The sequence below is a fragment of the Stenotrophomonas sp. YJH_SMC_69 genome (genome assembly GCF_059370495.1).
In genome coordinates this window covers 120773-136526 of record NZ_JCAFTS010000004.1, presented here as the reverse complement: position 1 = coordinate 136526, position 15754 = coordinate 120773, and the positions used below count along the sequence as shown (strand labels likewise).

The following is a 15754-nucleotide window of genomic DNA, read 5'->3' as shown; positions in this document are numbered from 1 at the left end:
GAAGCGGCGCGTGGGGAGGCACGAGGGCCAGCGCCGGAAACCCGGAAAAAACTACCACATGCGGCCCTGACCGCGACGGCCGGGGCCGCCGCGCGTCAGCCCCGGCTCATGCCCCGTCGAACCGGTACAGATCCATGGCCAGGAAGCCGGCATCGATGCCGGCGTCGATGCGGCGTGCGCCGAAACCGCCCTCGCCGGCCGCTCCCATCGCGAAGAACAGCGGCAGCAGGTGCTCGTCGGTCGGGTGCGCACGCTCGGCGAACGGGGCCTGCCGGCGGTAATCGAACAGCGCCTGGCGGTCATCAGCGGCCAGCCGCTGCTCCACCCACTCGATGAAGGGCCGCACGTATGGCGCTTCCTTGCCGTCCTGGTAGTCGCCCCAGTCGTGCAGGTTGTGGGTGATGCTGCCCGAGCCGACCAGCAGCACGCCTTGTTCGCGCAGTGGTGCCAGCGCGCGGCCCAGCGCGAACTGATGCTCGGGGCCGAGCAGCGGCTGGATCGACACCGGCACCACCGGGATGTCGGCCTGCGGGAACAACAGCCGCAGCGGTACCCACGCGCCGTGGTCGAGGCCACGCTGCGGGTCGATGGCCACTGTCAGGCCTGCGGCGGCGATGCGGCCGGCCACTTCTTCGGCCAGTGCCGGATCACCCGGCGCCGGGTATTGCAGTTCGAACAGCGCGCGCGGGAAGCCACCAAAGTCGTGGATCGTCGGCGGCTGCGGATGTGCGCCGACCAGCGGCTGCCGGCCCAGCCAGTGCGCCGAGGCCGTCACGATGGCGCGCGGCGGCGGCAGGTCGCGCGCCAGCTCGGCCAGGCGCACACCGACCTGGCCCGGATGCAGGGCGGTCATCGGCGAACCATGGGAGATGTACAGCGAAGGCAGGCGGGACATGGAATTCTCCAGTTGCAGGATCAGGCGGCGATCAGCGCGAACGCAGGGTCCACTTGCCATCGCCGACCAGGAACAGCACCACCAGCGCCAGCGCCCAGAACGCCGGGTATTCCCAGCCGCCGCCGGCATTGGCGAAACCGAAGCCGTTGGCGCCGTGCACGGTGACGATGGTGCCCAGCAGCAGCGGCACGCCGACCAGGCCCACCCAGCGCGCATAGATGCCCAGCAGGAGCGCGACAGTGATCACCAGCTCGACGCCGAGGGTGAGGTAGCCGAGCACGCCGGGCAGGCCCAGCGACTCGAAGAATGCTGCCGTGCCGGCCGGGGTGAATACCAGCAGCTTGGTCAGCGCATGAACCAGGAACAGCACGCCCAGTGCCAGGCGCAGCAGGGTGGCGCCATACGGGGCCAGCGGCGAAACAGGAGCGGTCGTGGCGTGCATCGGAAAGCACCTTGAAGGGAGTGGGCTCAGGTTATTGCGCCTTCACAGGCCGATAAATACGATCGATTGACCGTATTTATTTCAGAAGGCGCAACAATGGACACCCTTGAGGCGATGCGCGTGTTCGTGGCGGTGGTCGAGCGCAACGGCTTCAGCGCCGCCGCCCAGGCCCTGGACATGTCCACCGCCGGCGTTACCCGCCAGGTCGCCGCACTGGAAAAGCGCCTGTCCACCCGCCTGCTCCATCGCACCACGCGGCGGGTCAGCCCCACCAGCACCGGCGCCGCCTACTACGCCCAATGCGTGCGCCTGCTGGCCGAGTTCGACGCGCTGGAGGCCAGCATCGGCGCGCAGGCGCTGGAGCCCTCCGGCATGCTGCGCATCAATGCACCGGTCAGTTGGGGCATCGCCCGCCTCGGTCCACTGCTGGCCAGTTACCGCGAACGCTTTCCGCAGGTGGAACTGGACCTGGCCCTGTCCGACCGCCTGGTGGACATGGTCGAGGAAGGCTACGACGTGGCCATCCGCATCACCCGCGAGCCGGGCCCCACCCTGATCGCCCGCCGCCTGGGCGAATCGCGGGTGAGCCTGTGCGCCGCGCCGGCCTACCTGGCCGCACGCGGCGCCCCGCAGACCCCGCAGGACCTGCAGGCGCACGCGTGCCTGGGCTACAGCTACTGGGCCGCCGGTGACCACTGGCCGCTGCAGGGGCCGGGCGGCGAAGTGAAAGTAGCGGTGAACAGCCTGCTGCACGCCAACAACGGCGACGTGCTGCGTGAAGCGGCGATCGCCGGCATGGGCGTCATCCTGCAGCCCGACTTCCTGCTGGAAGACGCGCTGGCCGATGGCCGCCTGGTGCGCGTACTGCCGGAATGGGAGGCCTCGCCGATCGGCATCTTCGCGGTCTATACCAGCCGCAGCCACCTGGCACCGAAGGTGCGCAGTTTCATCGACCATCTGGTGGACGCCGGGGTGTAGCCGAGTCTGGCGCTTGCCGGTAGTGCCGGCCGCCGGCCGGCACATACGAAACCCCGTCATGCTTCGGTCGGGTAGTGCCGGCCGCTGGCCGGCACATACGAAGCCCCGTCGTGCTTCGGTCGGGTGTGCCGGCCGCCGGCCGGCACATACGAACCCCCGTCATGCTTCGGTCGGGTAGTGTCGGACGCTGGCCGGCACATACGAAACCCCGTCATGCTTCGATCGGGTAGTGCCGGCCGCCGGCCGGCACATACGAAACCCGATCAGGCGGGGACCTCATCCAGCGCGTCGATGATCTGTTCCAGCGGCGCCGGCCGCCCCAACAGGTAGCCCTGCACCTGGTCACAGCCATGCGCAGCCAGCCAGTCCAGCTGCCCCGGCGTCTCCACGCCTTCAGCGATGATGGTCAGGCCCATGCTGTGGCCCAGCGACAGCAGCGCGCGGCAGATCGAGGCATTGCGTGGATTGGTTTCCACGTCGGCGACGAAGCTGCGGTCGATCTTCAGGATGTCCAGCGGCAGGTGCTGCAGGTAGGACATGCTGGAATAGCCGGTGCCGAAATCATCCAGCGACACGCGGATGCCCTGCTCGTGCAGGCGCTGCATGGTCTGCATCGCCTGTGCCGGCTTGCGCATCAGGCTGCTCTCGGTCAGCTCCACGTGCAGCGCGCCACGGGCCAGGCCGAAATCCTGCTGGGCACGGGTGAATTCGGCCACCAGGTCGCTGTTGAAGAACTGAACCGCCGACACGTTGACCGCGATCGGCAACTCACCCCACCCGGCCTCGACCAGACGGCGCTGCGCCTTCGCCGCCGCGCGGATCACCCAGCGGCCCAGCGCCAGGATCAACCCGGTGTCCTCGCACAGCTGGATGAACTCGTTGGGCGGGATGAAGCTGCCATCGGCCTGCGGCCAGCGCAGCAGTGCCTCCAGCGCTGCCGGGCTGCCATCGCCGGCATGCCGGATCGGCTGGAAATACAGCTGGAATTCGTTGTCGATGGCGGCATGGATGCGCCCGGCCAGGCGCAGGCGGTCGGCCAGGCGCGTGGTCACGGCCGCGTCGAACCAGACCACCACGTTGCCCTCGGCGCGCGCCGCATGCGCGGCCTGCGCGGCCATGCCGATCACCTGCTCGGCCGTGTGCCCGTCACCAGCGATGTGCACGGCCACGCCGATGCGCGGCTCGAACTGGTGCAGCGAGTCCTTGCCGCGCATCGGCGCCGACACGATCTGCAGCAGGTCGTCCAGCACGCGCTGGGTATCGTGCTCGGCACCGATGGCGAAGACGAAATCCTCGGCCGGCTGGAACGCCAGCGTGCCACAGCGTGCGCCCAGGCCCCCGAGCCGGGTCGCCATCGACTGCAGCACCGCATCGCCGATCTCGCGGCCCAGCGTATCGGCCACCAGCTGCAGCCCGCGCAGCTGCACGAAGGCGATGGTGTAGCCCTCCTCCTGCTCGTCCAGCTGTTCGGTCAGGGCGCGCACATTGAGCAGGCCGGTGGCCGGGTTGTGCCGTGCCTGGTAGGCCAGGTCGCGCTCGTAGGCCAGCCGCTCGCTGACATCCTCGGCCAGCACCAGGCACGCGGGCTGCCCGTCGAAGTCGAGCTTGGACAGGTGTGCGCGCACCTCGAACACACTGCCGTCCTTGCGCCGGTGCAGGCGCACGGTCGCGTCGGGGGGATCGCCCACCTGCGCCCGCTGGATGGCACCACGCACTTCGTCCCAGCCTTCGCGCGGGCGGATGTCGAGGATGCTCATCGCCAGGAACTCGTCGCGGCTGTAGCCATACTGGCGCACTGCAGCGTCGTTGACCTCGATGAAGCGCAGCGTATCCGGGTCGAACACCCAGAACGGTGCCGGATTGCGGTCGAACAGCAGGCGGAAGCGGCGTTCCACTTCGCTCATCTGCTCGCGCGCCTGATAGCGTTCGCTCAGGTCGGTCAGCGCACCGATCATGCGCCGCTCGCTGTCGGCCACTTCCACCCGCTGCCCGCGCGCGCCGACCCAGCGCACCTCGCCCCCGGGCAGTACCAGGCGGAACACCTGGTCGAGCACAGCGCTGCCGGCGAAGGCCTGGTCAAAGGCCTGCTGCAGGCGCGCGGCATCATCGCGATGCACGCGCGCGAAGAAATCCGCGACCGGCAAGGCGTCGGTCTGTACCCCAAAGATCTCGCGGGCCAGCGGCGACCAGCGCAGCAGCGCGGCGTCCTCATCCACGTACCAGGTGCAGACACGCCCGACCTGGTGCGCCAGGCGCAGCTCGGCGTGGCCCGTCTTCAGTTCCTCGGCCATCGCCTGCTGGCTGCGGGTGCTGCGGCGCACGGCGTACAGCAGTACCAGCAACACCGCGATGTAGGCCAGTACGATCGCCACCGACGCCTTCAGGTACGGCCACCACGGTGCGAGTACATCTTCGTCGGCCAGGCCGACCTGCACCGCCAGCGGGCTGCGTTCGAGCGTGCTGATGGTGAGGATGCGCGGCACGCCGTCGACGACGCCGGGCATGCTGCCCAGCTCGACCACTGACTGCGTGCCGAGCAGGTCCCGGCGCGGCAGGTCGTAGCGGCGGCCCACCGTGCCATGCGGATCGGGTACGCGGGCCAGCATGTAGCCTTGGGCATCGCTGATCGAGACCAATCCGTTGGGACCGACATCCAGGCCGCCGACGATGCGCTGCAGTTCGCCACAGCGCAGCCGTGCCAGCAGCCAGCGCCCATCGGCCATCGGCAGCGCCAGCGGGACCACCCAGCCCCCGTCGCTGGCACGCTGCGGCGGGCCGATGTACAGCGCGCTGCCCGAGCCGCGCCGTTGCGGATCGGTCCACAACGGCAATTGCAGGTCGCCCTTGCCGGCCGTCAATGCGCGGCCATAGCTGTCGAGCACCACGATGCTGTGCAGTTCGGCGTGCCGGCCCAGCACGCCGCCGATGGAGGCATCCAGCAAGGCCGGCGCCTGTGCCGGCACGCTGCGGAACAGTTCCGCGGCGTCGGCGGCGATGCCGGTCATGGCCCGCTCCAGGTTGCGCAGCTCCAGCGCCAGCAGGCGCTCGCTGCCCACCGCCAGCGCGCGGCTCTGCCGCTGCGCCGCTTCCAGGCGGCGGTGGTGGTCGTTGACCAGCATCAGGGCCAGACCGGTCACCAGCAGTACGCCCAGCAGCACACCGCCCCAGGTGATGGCGCGCAGCGGCCGGGCCAACGCCCGCTTCAGCGCGGGCATCGGTTGATGTTCCTTGTGCAGTCGGCTGGCTTCATGCGCGAACGAATCCTCCACGTCCCCGACCTCAACGGCCGGCGGACGCCATTCTTGACGCCTGACCCCGTCCTGCATGGCCACCTCCCCGTGTCCGCGCAGGGCTCGAGGGTCCAGCATGCACCACCCCGGTGACGGCGTGAAGATCGCATCCGCACGTTCAGCCAGATCCTGCACAGGGCGGGCCCCGCAGGGGGGCGGCCAGTGGCGCCGGAGCGGATTAGACTTGGGGTTTTCCGCTGCAAGAGAAGTCCATGTCCAAGCTGCGCCGTCCCACCCTGGCGCTGGCCATTGTTGCCAGCCTGTCCCTGGCCGCCTGTGACCGCCCGGCCGACCCGGCCGTCGGTGCCACCGCGCCGGCCGATGCCGCCCCCGCTGCGGCCAAGCCGATGCTGGGCAGTTTCGGCTTCGATGCCAGCGGCATGGACCGCAGCATCGCCGCCGGCGACGACTTCTTCGGCTTCGCCAACGGCACCTGGGTGAAGAACACCGAGATTCCGGCCGACCGCTCGCGCTTCGGCAGCTTCAATGTCATTGCCGAGAAGACCCTGGCCGACACCCGCGCCATCCTGGAAGGGGCCGCCGGCAACACCCAGGCCAGCGGCGACGACAAGCTGATCGGCGACTACTACGCCGCCTACATGGACGAAGCCGGCATCGAGCAGCACGGTCTGGCGCCGGTGCAGCCGCAGCTGAAGGCCATCGATGCGATCGCCGACAAGGCCGGGCTGGCCCGCGCACTCGGCGGCGACCTGCGCGCCGACGTCGACCTGCTCAACGCCACCAACTTCTACACCGACCGCCTGTTCGGCCTGTGGGTGTCGGTGGACATGCTGCAGCCGGATCGCACCGCGCCGTACCTGGTGCAGGGCGGCCTGGGCATGCCCGACCGCGATTTCTACCTGGGCGATGGCCGCATGGCCGAACTGCGCAAGCAGTACCAGGCCTACATCGCGCAGATGCTGCAGCTGGCCGGCGTCGCCGACCCGGCCGGCAAGGCGCAGCGCATCCTCGCGCTGGAAACGAAGATCGCGCAGGCGCATGCCACCCAGGAAGAAACCAACGACGTGACCAAGGGCGCCAACCCCTGGACCCAGGCCGACTTCAACGCCAAGGCGCCGGGCCTGGACTGGAACGCCTTCCTCGATGCGGCCGCGCTGGGCAACCAGCAGGACTTCATCGTGTGGCAGCCCAAGGCCGTGGCCGGCCTGTCCAGGCTGGTCGCCACCGAGCCGCTGGACGCCTGGAAGGACTACCTGGCGTTCCACGCGCTGGACCGTGCCGCCGCCTACCTGCCGAAGAAGTTCGCCGATGCCCGCTTCGCCTTCCATGGCACCGCGCTGAGCGGCACGCCGCAGCAGAGCGACCGCTGGAAGCGCGCGGTGGACGATGCCAACCATGCCGTCGGCGAAGCGATCGGCAAGCGCTACGTCGAAAAGCACTTCGACGCCAGGACCAAGGAGCGTGCGGACGAGATGGCGAAGAACATCATCGCCGCTTTTGCCAAGCGCATCGACGCGCTGTCGTGGATGTCGCCGCAGACCAAGGCGCATGCCAAGGCCAAGGTCACGGGCCTGACCGTGGGCATGGGCTATCCGGAGAAGTGGCGCGACTACACCGGCCTGGAGATCCGCCGTGATGACCCGCTGGGCAATGCACAGCGCGCCGAGCTGTTCGAGTACCAGCGCAACATCGCCAAGCTGGGCAAGCCGGTCGACCACAGCGAGTGGGCGATGCTGCCGCAGACCATCAATGCGATGAACGTGCCGCTGGAGAACCGCCTGGTGTTCCCGGCCGCGATCCTGCAGCCGCCGTTCTTCGACGGCGCTGCCGATGACGCGGTGAACTACGGTGCGATCGGTGCGGTGATCGGCCACGAGATCAGCCACGGCTTCGACAACGCCGGCGCGCTGTTCGATGAGACCGGCAAGCTGCACAACTGGTGGACCGCCGAGGACCTGAAGCAGTTCAACGCCGCCGGTGATGCGCTGGCCGCGCAGTTCAGCAGCTACGAGCCGTTCCCCGGCGTGCACGTGAACGGCAAGCTGACCCTGGGCGAGAACATCGCCGACGTGGCTGGCCTGGGTACCGCCTACGATGCCTACCAGCTGTCGCTGCAGGGCAAGCCGGGCCAGACCCTGGAAGGCTTCAGCCCGGACCAGCGCTTCTTCCTCGGCTTCGCCCAGGCGTGGCGCAGCAAGAGCCGCGAGCAGGCGCTGCGCAACTCGCTGCTGACCGATGTGCATGCCCCGGGCCAGTTCCGCGCATTGACCGTGCGCAACATCGACGCCTGGTACCCGGCGTTCGAAGTGAAGGAAGGCCAGAAGCTGTACCTGGCCCCGGACAAGCGGGTCAAGGTGTGGTGATGTAACCGGAACGGGCGCCGCAAGGCGCCCGTTTCATTTCCGGGTAGCGGCCAATCTTCGTCGGCACATACTCCGCTCTGGTGGGTGCCGACCTTGATCGGCACATACTTTGCTCTGGTGGGTGCCGACCTTGGTCGGCACGGGGTAGGAATCCACGCATGGCGTGGATCTACCTGCGGGTGATGGCAGCCATCAGCAGGGCACTCCCAGCCAACACCGCCGCAGCCCACAGATTCGCATGCAGGCCCACGCCATCCAGCAGGCGGCCACCACCCCACGCACCCATTGCGATGCCGATGTTGAATACCGCCACATACAACGCGGTGGCGATCTCCACGGCCTGCGGCACCGCCTTCATCATCCAGCTCATCAGGCCCACCGATACACCGCCATAGGCCAGACCCCACAGCAGCAGCACCGCAATACCTGCGGAGGGCGTATTTCCCACCCACAGGAACAGCAGAGGCGTCAGCAGCAGGCCCGAGGCTATCGCCAGCAGCATGCCCCGTGGATGGCGCGCAGCCAGCGGCCCGGCGATGAAGTTGCCGGCGATGCCAGCCAGGCCGTACCCAAACAGCAGTGCACCTATCCACGACGCATCCACGCCCGATACGGACGTCAGCAGCGGCCGCACGTACGTGAAGGCGATGAAGTGCCCGGACACCAGCAGCCCGGTCAGCCACAGGCCACGCCGCAGGTTGCGCTGGCCAAGCTGCTGCACGAACTGACGCGGCCGCACCGATGTGCTGACCGGCAACGCGGGAACCACCCGCAGATGCAGCAGCATCACCGCCGCACTGAACAACGTCATCGCCACGAACGCGCTGCGCCAGCCCAATGCATCCCCGATCAGCGCGCCCAACGGAACGCCGAGCACCGAAGCTGCGGCCACGCCCCCGAAGATGATCGAGGTGGCCAGACCGATGCGCTGCGCAGGTACCAGGCGCGCTGCCAGCCCACCGGCAATGGTCCAGATGCCGCCCATGCAGAACCCCACCAGCACACGCGCGGCCAACAGCCAGCCGATGCCAGGTGCCAGCGCCGACGCAAGGTTGGCGACCAGCAGCAGGCCCAACAGCGCACACAGGATGCGGCGACGATCGATGCCACCGGCTGCGATCACCGCAAGCGGGGCGAACACTGCCGCCAGCAGGGCGGGCAGTGAGATCATCAGGCCGGCGGTGCCGGTGGACGCGCCGAGATCTTCGGCGATGGGAGTCAGCAGGCCGACCGGCAGCATTTCGGTGGTGACCACCGAGAACGTGGCGAGGCCGACGGCGGAGACCGCCCACCACGGATGGCGGGGCACAGACGCGGCATGCGCAGGCGATGAAGCGCTCACGGGATGATTCCTTCAGGAGATGTGGACGCGGCAGACGGGCGCAGCGCACGTTGCACGAGCAAGGCGAACAGCAGCACGCCACCGCCTGCCGCCAGCGCAACCACAAAACCGCTGCGCACGCCCGCCGCATCGACGCTCTGTCCAGACAGCGCCGCGCCCAGCGCCACGCCGATGTTGAGGCCGGCCAGCAGCCACGTCATGCCTTCGGTCAGGCGTGCTTCGGGCACGCGTTGTTCAACCAGCGACATCGCCACGATCATCGTCGGCGCGAAGAACACCCCGGCCAGCAGTACCGCAGCGGCCAGTGCCGGCAGAGTGCCGACCCACAGCAGCGGCAACGTGGTCAATGCGGTGGCCGCTGCTCCGGCCAGCAACAGGCGCGGCAGCGGCATCGGCAGCTTCAGGGCACCAAACAGCAGGCCCGCCGAGCAGCTGCCCAGCGCGTAGGCCGACAGCACCCAGCTGGCAGCTAGTGGCTGTCCGCGCAGCTCGGCCAATGCCACGCTGGTGATGTCGACGGTGCCGACGATCACGCCCATCGCCAGCATCAGCAACGCCAGCAGGCGGATCTCCGGTTGCCGCAGCAGCGAGTGCGAGGATGTTGCACCTTCGTAGTGCTGTATCGGCGGCTCGGTGCCCCGCTGCAGCACCAGTGCGGCGACGCCGGCCACCAGCAGCAGGGCGGCCGCCAGTACGCCAGCCTGTGGCCATACCGCCACCGACAATCCGACGGACAACGGTGGCCCGGCGATGAAGGTCACCTCGTCGAACACGCTCTCCAGCGAATACGCGGTCTGCAGCTGTGGTCGTCCGCGATGGGTCGCGGTCCAGCGCGCTCGCACCATCGCCGACACGCTGGGCATGCAGCCGGCCAGCATCGCCGCAACGAACAGCGTCCAGTCCGGCGCGGCCAGCAGCGTGCACGCGAGCAGCAACAGCAGACCGGCCGCACTGGCCGCAGTGGCCCATGGCAGTACCCTGCCCTGCCCGCGCCGGTCGACCCAGCGCGACACCTGCGGCGACAGCAACGCATAGGTCAGCACGAAGGTGGCCGACACCGCACCGGCCAGTGCATAGCTGCCGCGCAGCTGGGACAGCAAGGTGATGATGCCGATACCGGTCATCGGCAGCGGCAGGCGTGCCAGCAGCCCGGCCAGGGCGAGGCCGGCGGTGCCGGGGGTCGCGAACAGGTCGCGATAGGGGGTGGCCATCAGGTTCTCCAAGGCAGCGACTTGCTTGGCGCACGGGGCGCCATGACAATACATACAGGGCGTATGAATAAGAGGCTACATTCATACGAGCCGTATGTAAATAATCATGCACTATGTATGTAAGGAGCTCTGAATGGTTCGCCGCACCCGCGCCGAGATGGAAGAAACCCGCGCCACCCTCCTGGCCACCGCCCGCCGGGTGTTCAGCGAGCATGGCTATGCCGCCACCTCGATGGACGACCTGACCGCCCAGGCCGGGCTGACCCGCGGCGCGCTGTACCACCACTTCGGCGACAAGAAGGGTCTGCTGGCGGCTGTCGTCGCCCACCTCGATGCCGAGACCGACCAGCGCCTGCAGGCGATCAGTGATGCCGCCGACGATGCCTGGGAGGGCTTCGTGCAGCGTTGCCGCGCGTACCTGGAGATGGCGCTGGAACCGGAGATCCAGCGCATCGTGCTGCGCGACGCGCGCGCGGTGCTCGGTGGCGCCTCACCGGAATCGCAGCGCCACTGCGTGCATTCGATGCAGCACCTGATCGAACATCTGGTTGCCCAGGGCGTGGTCGCGCCGGTGAATGCGCAGGCGCTGGCGTCGCTGATCTATGGCAGCCTGGCCGAGGCCGCGTTCTGGATCGCCGAGGGCGAGGATGGCGACGTGCGCCTGCGGCAGGCGACGGCGGCGCTGGAGATGCTGTTGCGCGGGTTGAAGTCGGCGGGGTAAGGCCCATCCACGCATGGCGTGGATCTACTGCGGCATCCGCTCGGGTAGAGGCCAACCTTGGTTGGCGCTCCTGCGGCACCGCGCGCAACGCGTGCCAACCAAGGTTGGCACCTACCGGGGAACGCTGGGCCACTCGCGCAGCACCGACACCGGCACGCCCATGCGCGCACAGGCGCGGCTGGCCAGGCCATCGGGCAACGCACGGCGAAACAGCGGCGCCATGCCCTGCACCAGTGTCGCCGACGCGGCGGCCTGCGCGCGCTGACGGCCACTGCGTTCAAGCATGCCTTCGGCCCAGTCCGGCAGCAGTGCCGCGCCTGCACCCAGGAACACTTCGCGCGACAGCCCCGGCACCGGTACCGGCAGGCGCACGCCGGACAGCACCTCCAGCACCTCGCGCGAGCGCTCGTCGACGCGCAGCTCCGGCTGCCGCGCACAGAAGTACGCCGCCACTTCCGCTTCGCTGCGCGGCACGTCCACCGCACCCAGTGCCTCGGCCACGCAGCGGTACTCATCGTAGTAACGGTCGGCGATGTGTGCCGGCACCTCCCGTCCGTACCGGCGGAAGCCCTGAAGGAACCCGAACGCCTCGGTCACATGCACCCAGGTCAGCAGCTGCGGATCATCGGCGGCGTAGGGTTCGCCCTGTGCGGTCTGGCCGCGGATCCGTGCATGGATGCGGCGCACCTTGGCCACCAGCGCCTCCACCTCGCCGGTGGGCGCATAGCTGGTACCGGCAACGAACGCGGTGGTGCGACGCAGGCGACCCACCAGGTCCTGGCGGAAATTGGAGTGATCGTAGACCCCGGCCAGCGCGCGCGGATGCAGGGTCTGCAGCATCAGCGCGCACAGGCCACCGGCCAGCATCGAGGGGAACTCGGCGTGCAGGCGCCAGGTCACGCTGTCGGGTCCAAACCAACCCGGGTCACCCAGCGGCTGGTCGTAATCGATGCCGCTCTGGCCACGGGGGAAGGCCTCCAGCACCCAGCGCCGGATCGGCGCGGTGACGGGGCGGGAGAGTCGCTGCAGCAGAGCCGGCATCACAGGTCCAAGAAAGACGGAAGAACAGTCGCATCTTGCGCGGTTGGCTCCGATTCTCGGCGATCACGACCGCGGCGGCGAGTCTTCGTACTCAGCCACGGTTTCATGTGCGGCCGCAGCACATTTCACCCTGCGACATCCTGTCGCAGGCAGCGCCCTCGATGCTGCGATGCAACAACATTCACCGATTCAGGCAAAGCCCTTGCGCAGCTTGGCATTGCGCCCATTGCACGGCTCGCTGGAAGTGCTAGAACTGGAACCGCCACACCGTCCAATGCTGATCGACGCACGTTCCACAAGGAGCCAGCCATGATTGCTTTGTTCAAGGGTTTGGGAATTCTGCTTCGCGACAACGAGCTCTACAGCAGCCCGTTCGACAAACAGGTCGCGCATTGGCGCAATCTCAGCGAGCAGCAGATCCGCGATGAAGTCGCGGTGCTGGCCCAGGCCAAGTGCCAATGGCTGATCGCCTCGATCGTCGGCTGGCAGGCAGCCTCGCTGCTGATTCTTGGCCTGATCGCCAACTACCTCTGGCGCGACGACTTCCATATCACGTTCACCCGCGTGGTAGTCGTGTTCGGCTCGTGGGTGTCGATCCTGTTCGTGATCTGGTTCATGGCCAACATGTTCGATCAGCAGGCCGGTTTCGAGCGCTGGATGAAGGCGTTCAACAGCCGCGCACGCATCAGCTCCAAGGCCGACAGCGTCGAGCACGTGGCCGAGGCACTGGACCTGGCCGAGCATTACCCGGAAGTGCTCGATTACAAGCAGGCGGTCACCGCCAAGCGCGAGCTGCGCCACGAGGACATCCGCATCATGACCGAGATCGGGCGCATGAAGCAGCACTCCGAACTGGTCGGCCGCCTCAACCACGTGGGCGAGAACGAGCACCACCACGACCTGACACTACAGCCTGCCTACTGACCCTTCAGGGAAGCGGGGGGAGCCACAATGCCACCGTGATCACTCACGGTGGCATTGTTCTTTCCGATCCTCGCTGACGCACTGGGCGAAGCCCTTCGGCAGGCCCCTGAACTCCCGGGTCGTGCCGGCCGCCAACGCGAACGACCGTATCGGCGCTTTCGCACAGGCGGCATCAGGACGACAGGCCGGGTCCAGCACCAGGTAATGGCACTGGCCGCTGCGGCTGGCCATGCACTCGAAACGCGCCACGCCGTCCACTACCGTGCGCTTGCTGTACAGCGTGTCCACGCCATTGGCAGTGGTGCGGGTGATCGCGGTTTCAGTGGACTTCCGGCAACCGGCAAGCGCCAATGCGACGAGGCCGACAAGCAGGAAAAAACGCATGCAATGCTCCTGGTGACGGAGGCTGCGGCGCGGCTACATGCCGCGGAACAGGCTCATGAACGGTTGGCTGACCACCAGCGTCTCCGTGCGCCCGCGCAGGCGCAGCACGCCGCGCCCGGTGTCGTCGCGGCTCACCGCTGCCACCGCCTTCATGTTGACGATGGTGGAGCGGTGGATCTGGCGGAAGTGCTGCGGGTCGAGCACTTCAAGCAGTTCACGTAACGGTGTGCGCAGCAGGCTTTCGCCGGCAGCGGTGACCACGGTGGTGTACTTGTTGTCGGCGCGGAAGTAGGCCACATCTTCCAGCATGATCAGCTGCGTCTCGCGGCCGTTGCTGGCGGTGATCCAGGCCAGTGGCGGGCGCTCCGCTGCGCCCTGCGACGGGCCCAGCCGCTGCAGCAGGCGCTCCAGCACGGCATCGTCCTGTCGCGTCGATGGCAGCCGCGACAGGATGCGCTCGCGGGTGGCCAGCAGGCGCTCATCACTGACCGGCTTCAACAGGTAGTCCATCGCGCCCTGCTCGAACGCATCGATGGCGTACTGGTCGTAGGCGGTGACGAATACCACCTGGGTGCGCGGGCTCAGCTCGGACAGCGAGCGCGCGACCTCGATGCCGCTGATGCCGGGCATGCGGATGTCGAGAAAAGCGATATCCGGCTGCGTCTCGGCCAGCTGCTCCAGTGCACTGGCACCGTCCTCGCACTCGGCCACCAGCTTCAGCTCCGGCCACAACCGGCCCAGCTGCTCCACCAGTGACTGCCGCAGCAGTTCTTCGTCTTCGGCGATCAGGGCTTCAAGCGGCATGGCTGCGCTCCTTGTGCGACTGCGGTAGGGTCATGGTCGCGGCCACGCCGCTGGGGAAGTTGGCAACGATCGCCACGCCGGCCTGCTCGCCGCAGGTCAGGCGCAGGCGCTCGCGCAGGTTCTTCAGGCCGATGCCGGTACCGCTGGTGCCCTGGCCGAAGCCCAGCCCATCGTCGGCCACGGTCACGGTCACGTGGTCATCGAAGCCGCGCGCCAGTATCCAGATCGTGCCACCGCCGGGCTTGGGTTCCAGGCCATGCTTGATCGCGTTCTCCACCAGCGTCTGCAGTGCCATCGCCGGCAGGTGCACGCCGTGCAGTTCGTTCGGTACCTGCATTTCCACCGCCAGCCGTGCGCCCATGCGGATGCGCAGGATTTCCAGGTACGCGCGGGTGCGGTCCAACTCCACGCCCAGCGTGGATACCGATTCGTCCACCTGCGGCAACGAGCTGCGCAGGTATTGAATGAGGTGGCCGAGCATCTGTTCGGCACGCGCCGGATCGGTGCGGGTCAGTACCTGCGCGTTGGCCAGCGTGTTGTAGAGGAAGTGCGGTTCCACCTGCGCATGCAACAGGTTCAAGCGTGCCACCGACAGTTCCTTTTCCACCTGGGTCTGTTCGGCCGCAGCCTGTTCGTCGCGGCGCTGGTCGGCGACGCGGCGGCTGATCGCACGGGTGACTGCTTCGGCGTTCTCGTAGTTGCTGCCTTCGTCCAGCGCCAGCAGGTCGGCCCACCAGCCGGCATCGGGTTCGAACAGCAGGGTGACGGTGCTGGTGCCCTGCCCCGGCGTGACCGTGGCCAGCACGCTGTTGCGCTTGATGGCCAGCCGCGCCGGCAGGTTCCAGCGCGAGGGCTGGCGGCCGTTCCAGAGGTCGACCCGGCGCACATAGGCGCGCACCTGCAGGCTGCCGGCCGAGCTTTCCACGTCTTCGACGCGCGGTAGTTCGGAAATCGCCGCCTCCACCACCGAGAAGGCGTGGCCGGCGTCCATCGGCAGTTCGATCTGGCGGCGCTGGCGGCCGGACAGGGTGGTGGCATCCAGGCGACCGGCCACCAGCCAGACCCGGCGGATGTGGGTGATGGCACTGCCCAGCGCGGAAATGATCAGGAACATCGCCAGCAGCCCGAAGATCCAGCCCGGGCCATCGTTCATGCCGCTGAAGATGCCGCTCCAGACCATGCCGGCGACAACCAGCGCGGCAGCCCAGGCCAGCAGGTGGCGGATCAGGAGAGAGAGGCTGGCGAACACGGCGGCGCCTTGAGGAAGGGGGTGAGCCGAGCATAGGGCGGCCCGCCGGGCAAGCAAGCAGGCTGCGACGAAGGCCGGGAAAGTTGGGATGGAAGCCGTTATGGAAACGCCGGGCACGGCCCGGCGTTTCCGGGGGCGGCAATGCCGGC

Annotated in this window: 13 protein-coding genes; 4 read left to right on the top strand and 9 right to left on the bottom strand. The window is 68.2% G+C overall.

Annotation, left to right across the window (positions count from 1 at the left end; translation table 11 throughout):
- Positions 1-106: 106 nt before the first annotated feature.
- Together AC5P8F_RS08545 and AC5P8F_RS08540 are read right to left on the bottom strand one after the other, a co-directional pair.
- Complete coding sequence (locus AC5P8F_RS08545) at positions 107-895, bottom strand: DODA-type extradiol aromatic ring-opening family dioxygenase (protein WP_197603019.1); 789 nt, start codon at positions 893-895, stop codon at positions 107-109.
- A gap of 31 nt (positions 896-926) precedes the next feature.
- Entirely contained in the window at positions 927-1337 is a 411-nt protein-coding gene (locus tag AC5P8F_RS08540; protein ID WP_046428617.1) for a DoxX family protein, read from the bottom strand.
- Between the two features lie 96 nt (positions 1338-1433).
- Between AC5P8F_RS08540 and AC5P8F_RS08535 the strand changes: the two genes are divergently transcribed.
- Positions 1434-2315 carry a LysR family transcriptional regulator gene (locus AC5P8F_RS08535; RefSeq protein WP_049441354.1) on the top strand — a complete coding sequence of 294 codons (882 nt, stop codon included), beginning with the start codon at positions 1434-1436 and terminating at the stop codon, positions 2313-2315.
- 263 nt (positions 2316-2578) lie between these two features.
- Here AC5P8F_RS08535 and AC5P8F_RS08530 read toward each other — a convergent pair whose 3' ends face one another.
- Positions 2579-5641: a bifunctional diguanylate cyclase/phosphodiesterase gene (locus AC5P8F_RS08530; protein ID WP_495227923.1), complete on the bottom strand. Its 3063-nt coding sequence runs from the start codon at positions 5639-5641 to the stop codon at positions 2579-2581.
- Positions 5642-5817: 176 nt separating this feature from the next.
- Between AC5P8F_RS08530 and AC5P8F_RS08525 the strand changes: the two genes are divergently transcribed.
- Complete coding sequence (locus AC5P8F_RS08525) at positions 5818-7929, top strand: M13 family metallopeptidase (RefSeq protein ID WP_032959257.1); 2112 nt, start codon at positions 5818-5820, stop codon at positions 7927-7929.
- 169 nt (positions 7930-8098) lie between these two features.
- On the opposite strand, the gene AC5P8F_RS08520 is transcribed toward AC5P8F_RS08525, so the two are convergent.
- Complete coding sequence (locus AC5P8F_RS08520; RefSeq protein ID WP_014645788.1) at positions 8099-9271, bottom strand: MFS transporter; 1173 nt, start codon at positions 9269-9271, stop codon at positions 8099-8101.
- Entirely contained in the window at positions 9268-10482 is a 1215-nt protein-coding gene (locus AC5P8F_RS08515; RefSeq protein WP_197621160.1) for an MFS transporter, read from the bottom strand. Before AC5P8F_RS08515 ends, AC5P8F_RS08520 begins: the two co-directional genes overlap by 4 nt.
- A 133-nt stretch (positions 10483-10615) precedes the next feature.
- Here AC5P8F_RS08515 and AC5P8F_RS08510 point away from each other — a divergent pair, with 133 nt between their 5' ends.
- Complete coding sequence (locus AC5P8F_RS08510; RefSeq protein ID WP_414611650.1) at positions 10616-11203, top strand: TetR/AcrR family transcriptional regulator; 588 nt, start codon at positions 10616-10618, stop codon at positions 11201-11203.
- Between the two features lie 111 nt (positions 11204-11314).
- On the opposite strand, the gene AC5P8F_RS08505 is transcribed toward AC5P8F_RS08510, so the two are convergent.
- Positions 11315-12244: an oxygenase MpaB family protein gene (locus tag AC5P8F_RS08505; RefSeq protein WP_495227921.1), complete on the bottom strand. Its 930-nt coding sequence runs from the start codon at positions 12242-12244 to the stop codon at positions 11315-11317.
- A 309-nt stretch (positions 12245-12553) separates the two neighbouring features.
- Here AC5P8F_RS08505 and AC5P8F_RS08500 point away from each other — a divergent pair, with 309 nt between their 5' ends.
- A complete protein-coding gene (locus AC5P8F_RS08500; RefSeq protein WP_014645784.1) occupies positions 12554-13168 on the top strand; it encodes a hypothetical protein in 615 nt (204 codons plus the stop codon).
- Positions 13169-13207: 39 nt separating this feature from the next.
- Here AC5P8F_RS08500 and AC5P8F_RS08495 read toward each other — a convergent pair whose 3' ends face one another.
- From AC5P8F_RS08495 to AC5P8F_RS08485, 3 genes are read right to left on the bottom strand one after another with little or no spacing between them, the layout of a single operon-like run.
- On the bottom strand, positions 13208-13552 hold the full coding sequence (locus tag AC5P8F_RS08495) for a hypothetical protein (protein WP_495227919.1): 345 nt from the start codon (positions 13550-13552) through the stop codon (positions 13208-13210).
- Between the two features lie 33 nt (positions 13553-13585).
- Complete coding sequence (locus AC5P8F_RS08490; protein ID WP_014645782.1) at positions 13586-14356, bottom strand: LytR/AlgR family response regulator transcription factor; 771 nt, start codon at positions 14354-14356, stop codon at positions 13586-13588.
- Entirely contained in the window at positions 14346-15605 is a 1260-nt protein-coding gene (locus tag AC5P8F_RS08485; RefSeq protein WP_049441365.1) for a sensor histidine kinase, read from the bottom strand. Before AC5P8F_RS08485 ends, AC5P8F_RS08490 begins: the two co-directional genes overlap by 11 nt.
- Positions 15606-15754: the final 149 nt, after the last annotated feature.

Bases quoted from the DNA above. Each gene is read 5' to 3' on its own strand.
- AC5P8F_RS08510 (WP_414611650.1), top strand. From the start codon at position 10,616: ATGGTTCGCCGCACCCGCGCCGAGATGGAAGAAACCCGCGCCACCCTC.
- AC5P8F_RS08525 (WP_032959257.1), top strand. From the start codon at position 5,818: ATGTCCAAGCTGCGCCGTCCCACCCTGGCGCTGGCCATTGTTGCCAGC.
- AC5P8F_RS08540 (WP_046428617.1), bottom strand. From the start codon at position 1,337: ATGCACGCCACGACCGCTCCTGTTTCGCCGCTGGCCCCGTATGGCGCC.
- AC5P8F_RS08500 (WP_014645784.1), top strand. From the start codon at position 12,554: ATGATTGCTTTGTTCAAGGGTTTGGGAATTCTGCTTCGCGACAACGAG.
- AC5P8F_RS08530 (WP_495227923.1), bottom strand. From the start codon at position 5,641: ATGCAGGACGGGGTCAGGCGTCAAGAATGGCGTCCGCCGGCCGTTGAG.
- AC5P8F_RS08490 (WP_014645782.1), bottom strand. From the start codon at position 14,356: ATGCCGCTTGAAGCCCTGATCGCCGAAGACGAAGAACTGCTGCGGCAG.
- AC5P8F_RS08545 (WP_197603019.1), bottom strand. From the start codon at position 895: ATGTCCCGCCTGCCTTCGCTGTACATCTCCCATGGTTCGCCGATGACC.
- AC5P8F_RS08515 (WP_197621160.1), bottom strand. From the start codon at position 10,482: ATGGCCACCCCCTATCGCGACCTGTTCGCGACCCCCGGCACCGCCGGC.
- AC5P8F_RS08505 (WP_495227921.1), bottom strand. From the start codon at position 12,244: ATGCCGGCTCTGCTGCAGCGACTCTCCCGCCCCGTCACCGCGCCGATC.
- AC5P8F_RS08535 (WP_049441354.1), top strand. From the start codon at position 1,434: ATGGACACCCTTGAGGCGATGCGCGTGTTCGTGGCGGTGGTCGAGCGC.
- AC5P8F_RS08495 (WP_495227919.1), bottom strand. From the start codon at position 13,552: ATGCGTTTTTTCCTGCTTGTCGGCCTCGTCGCATTGGCGCTTGCCGGT.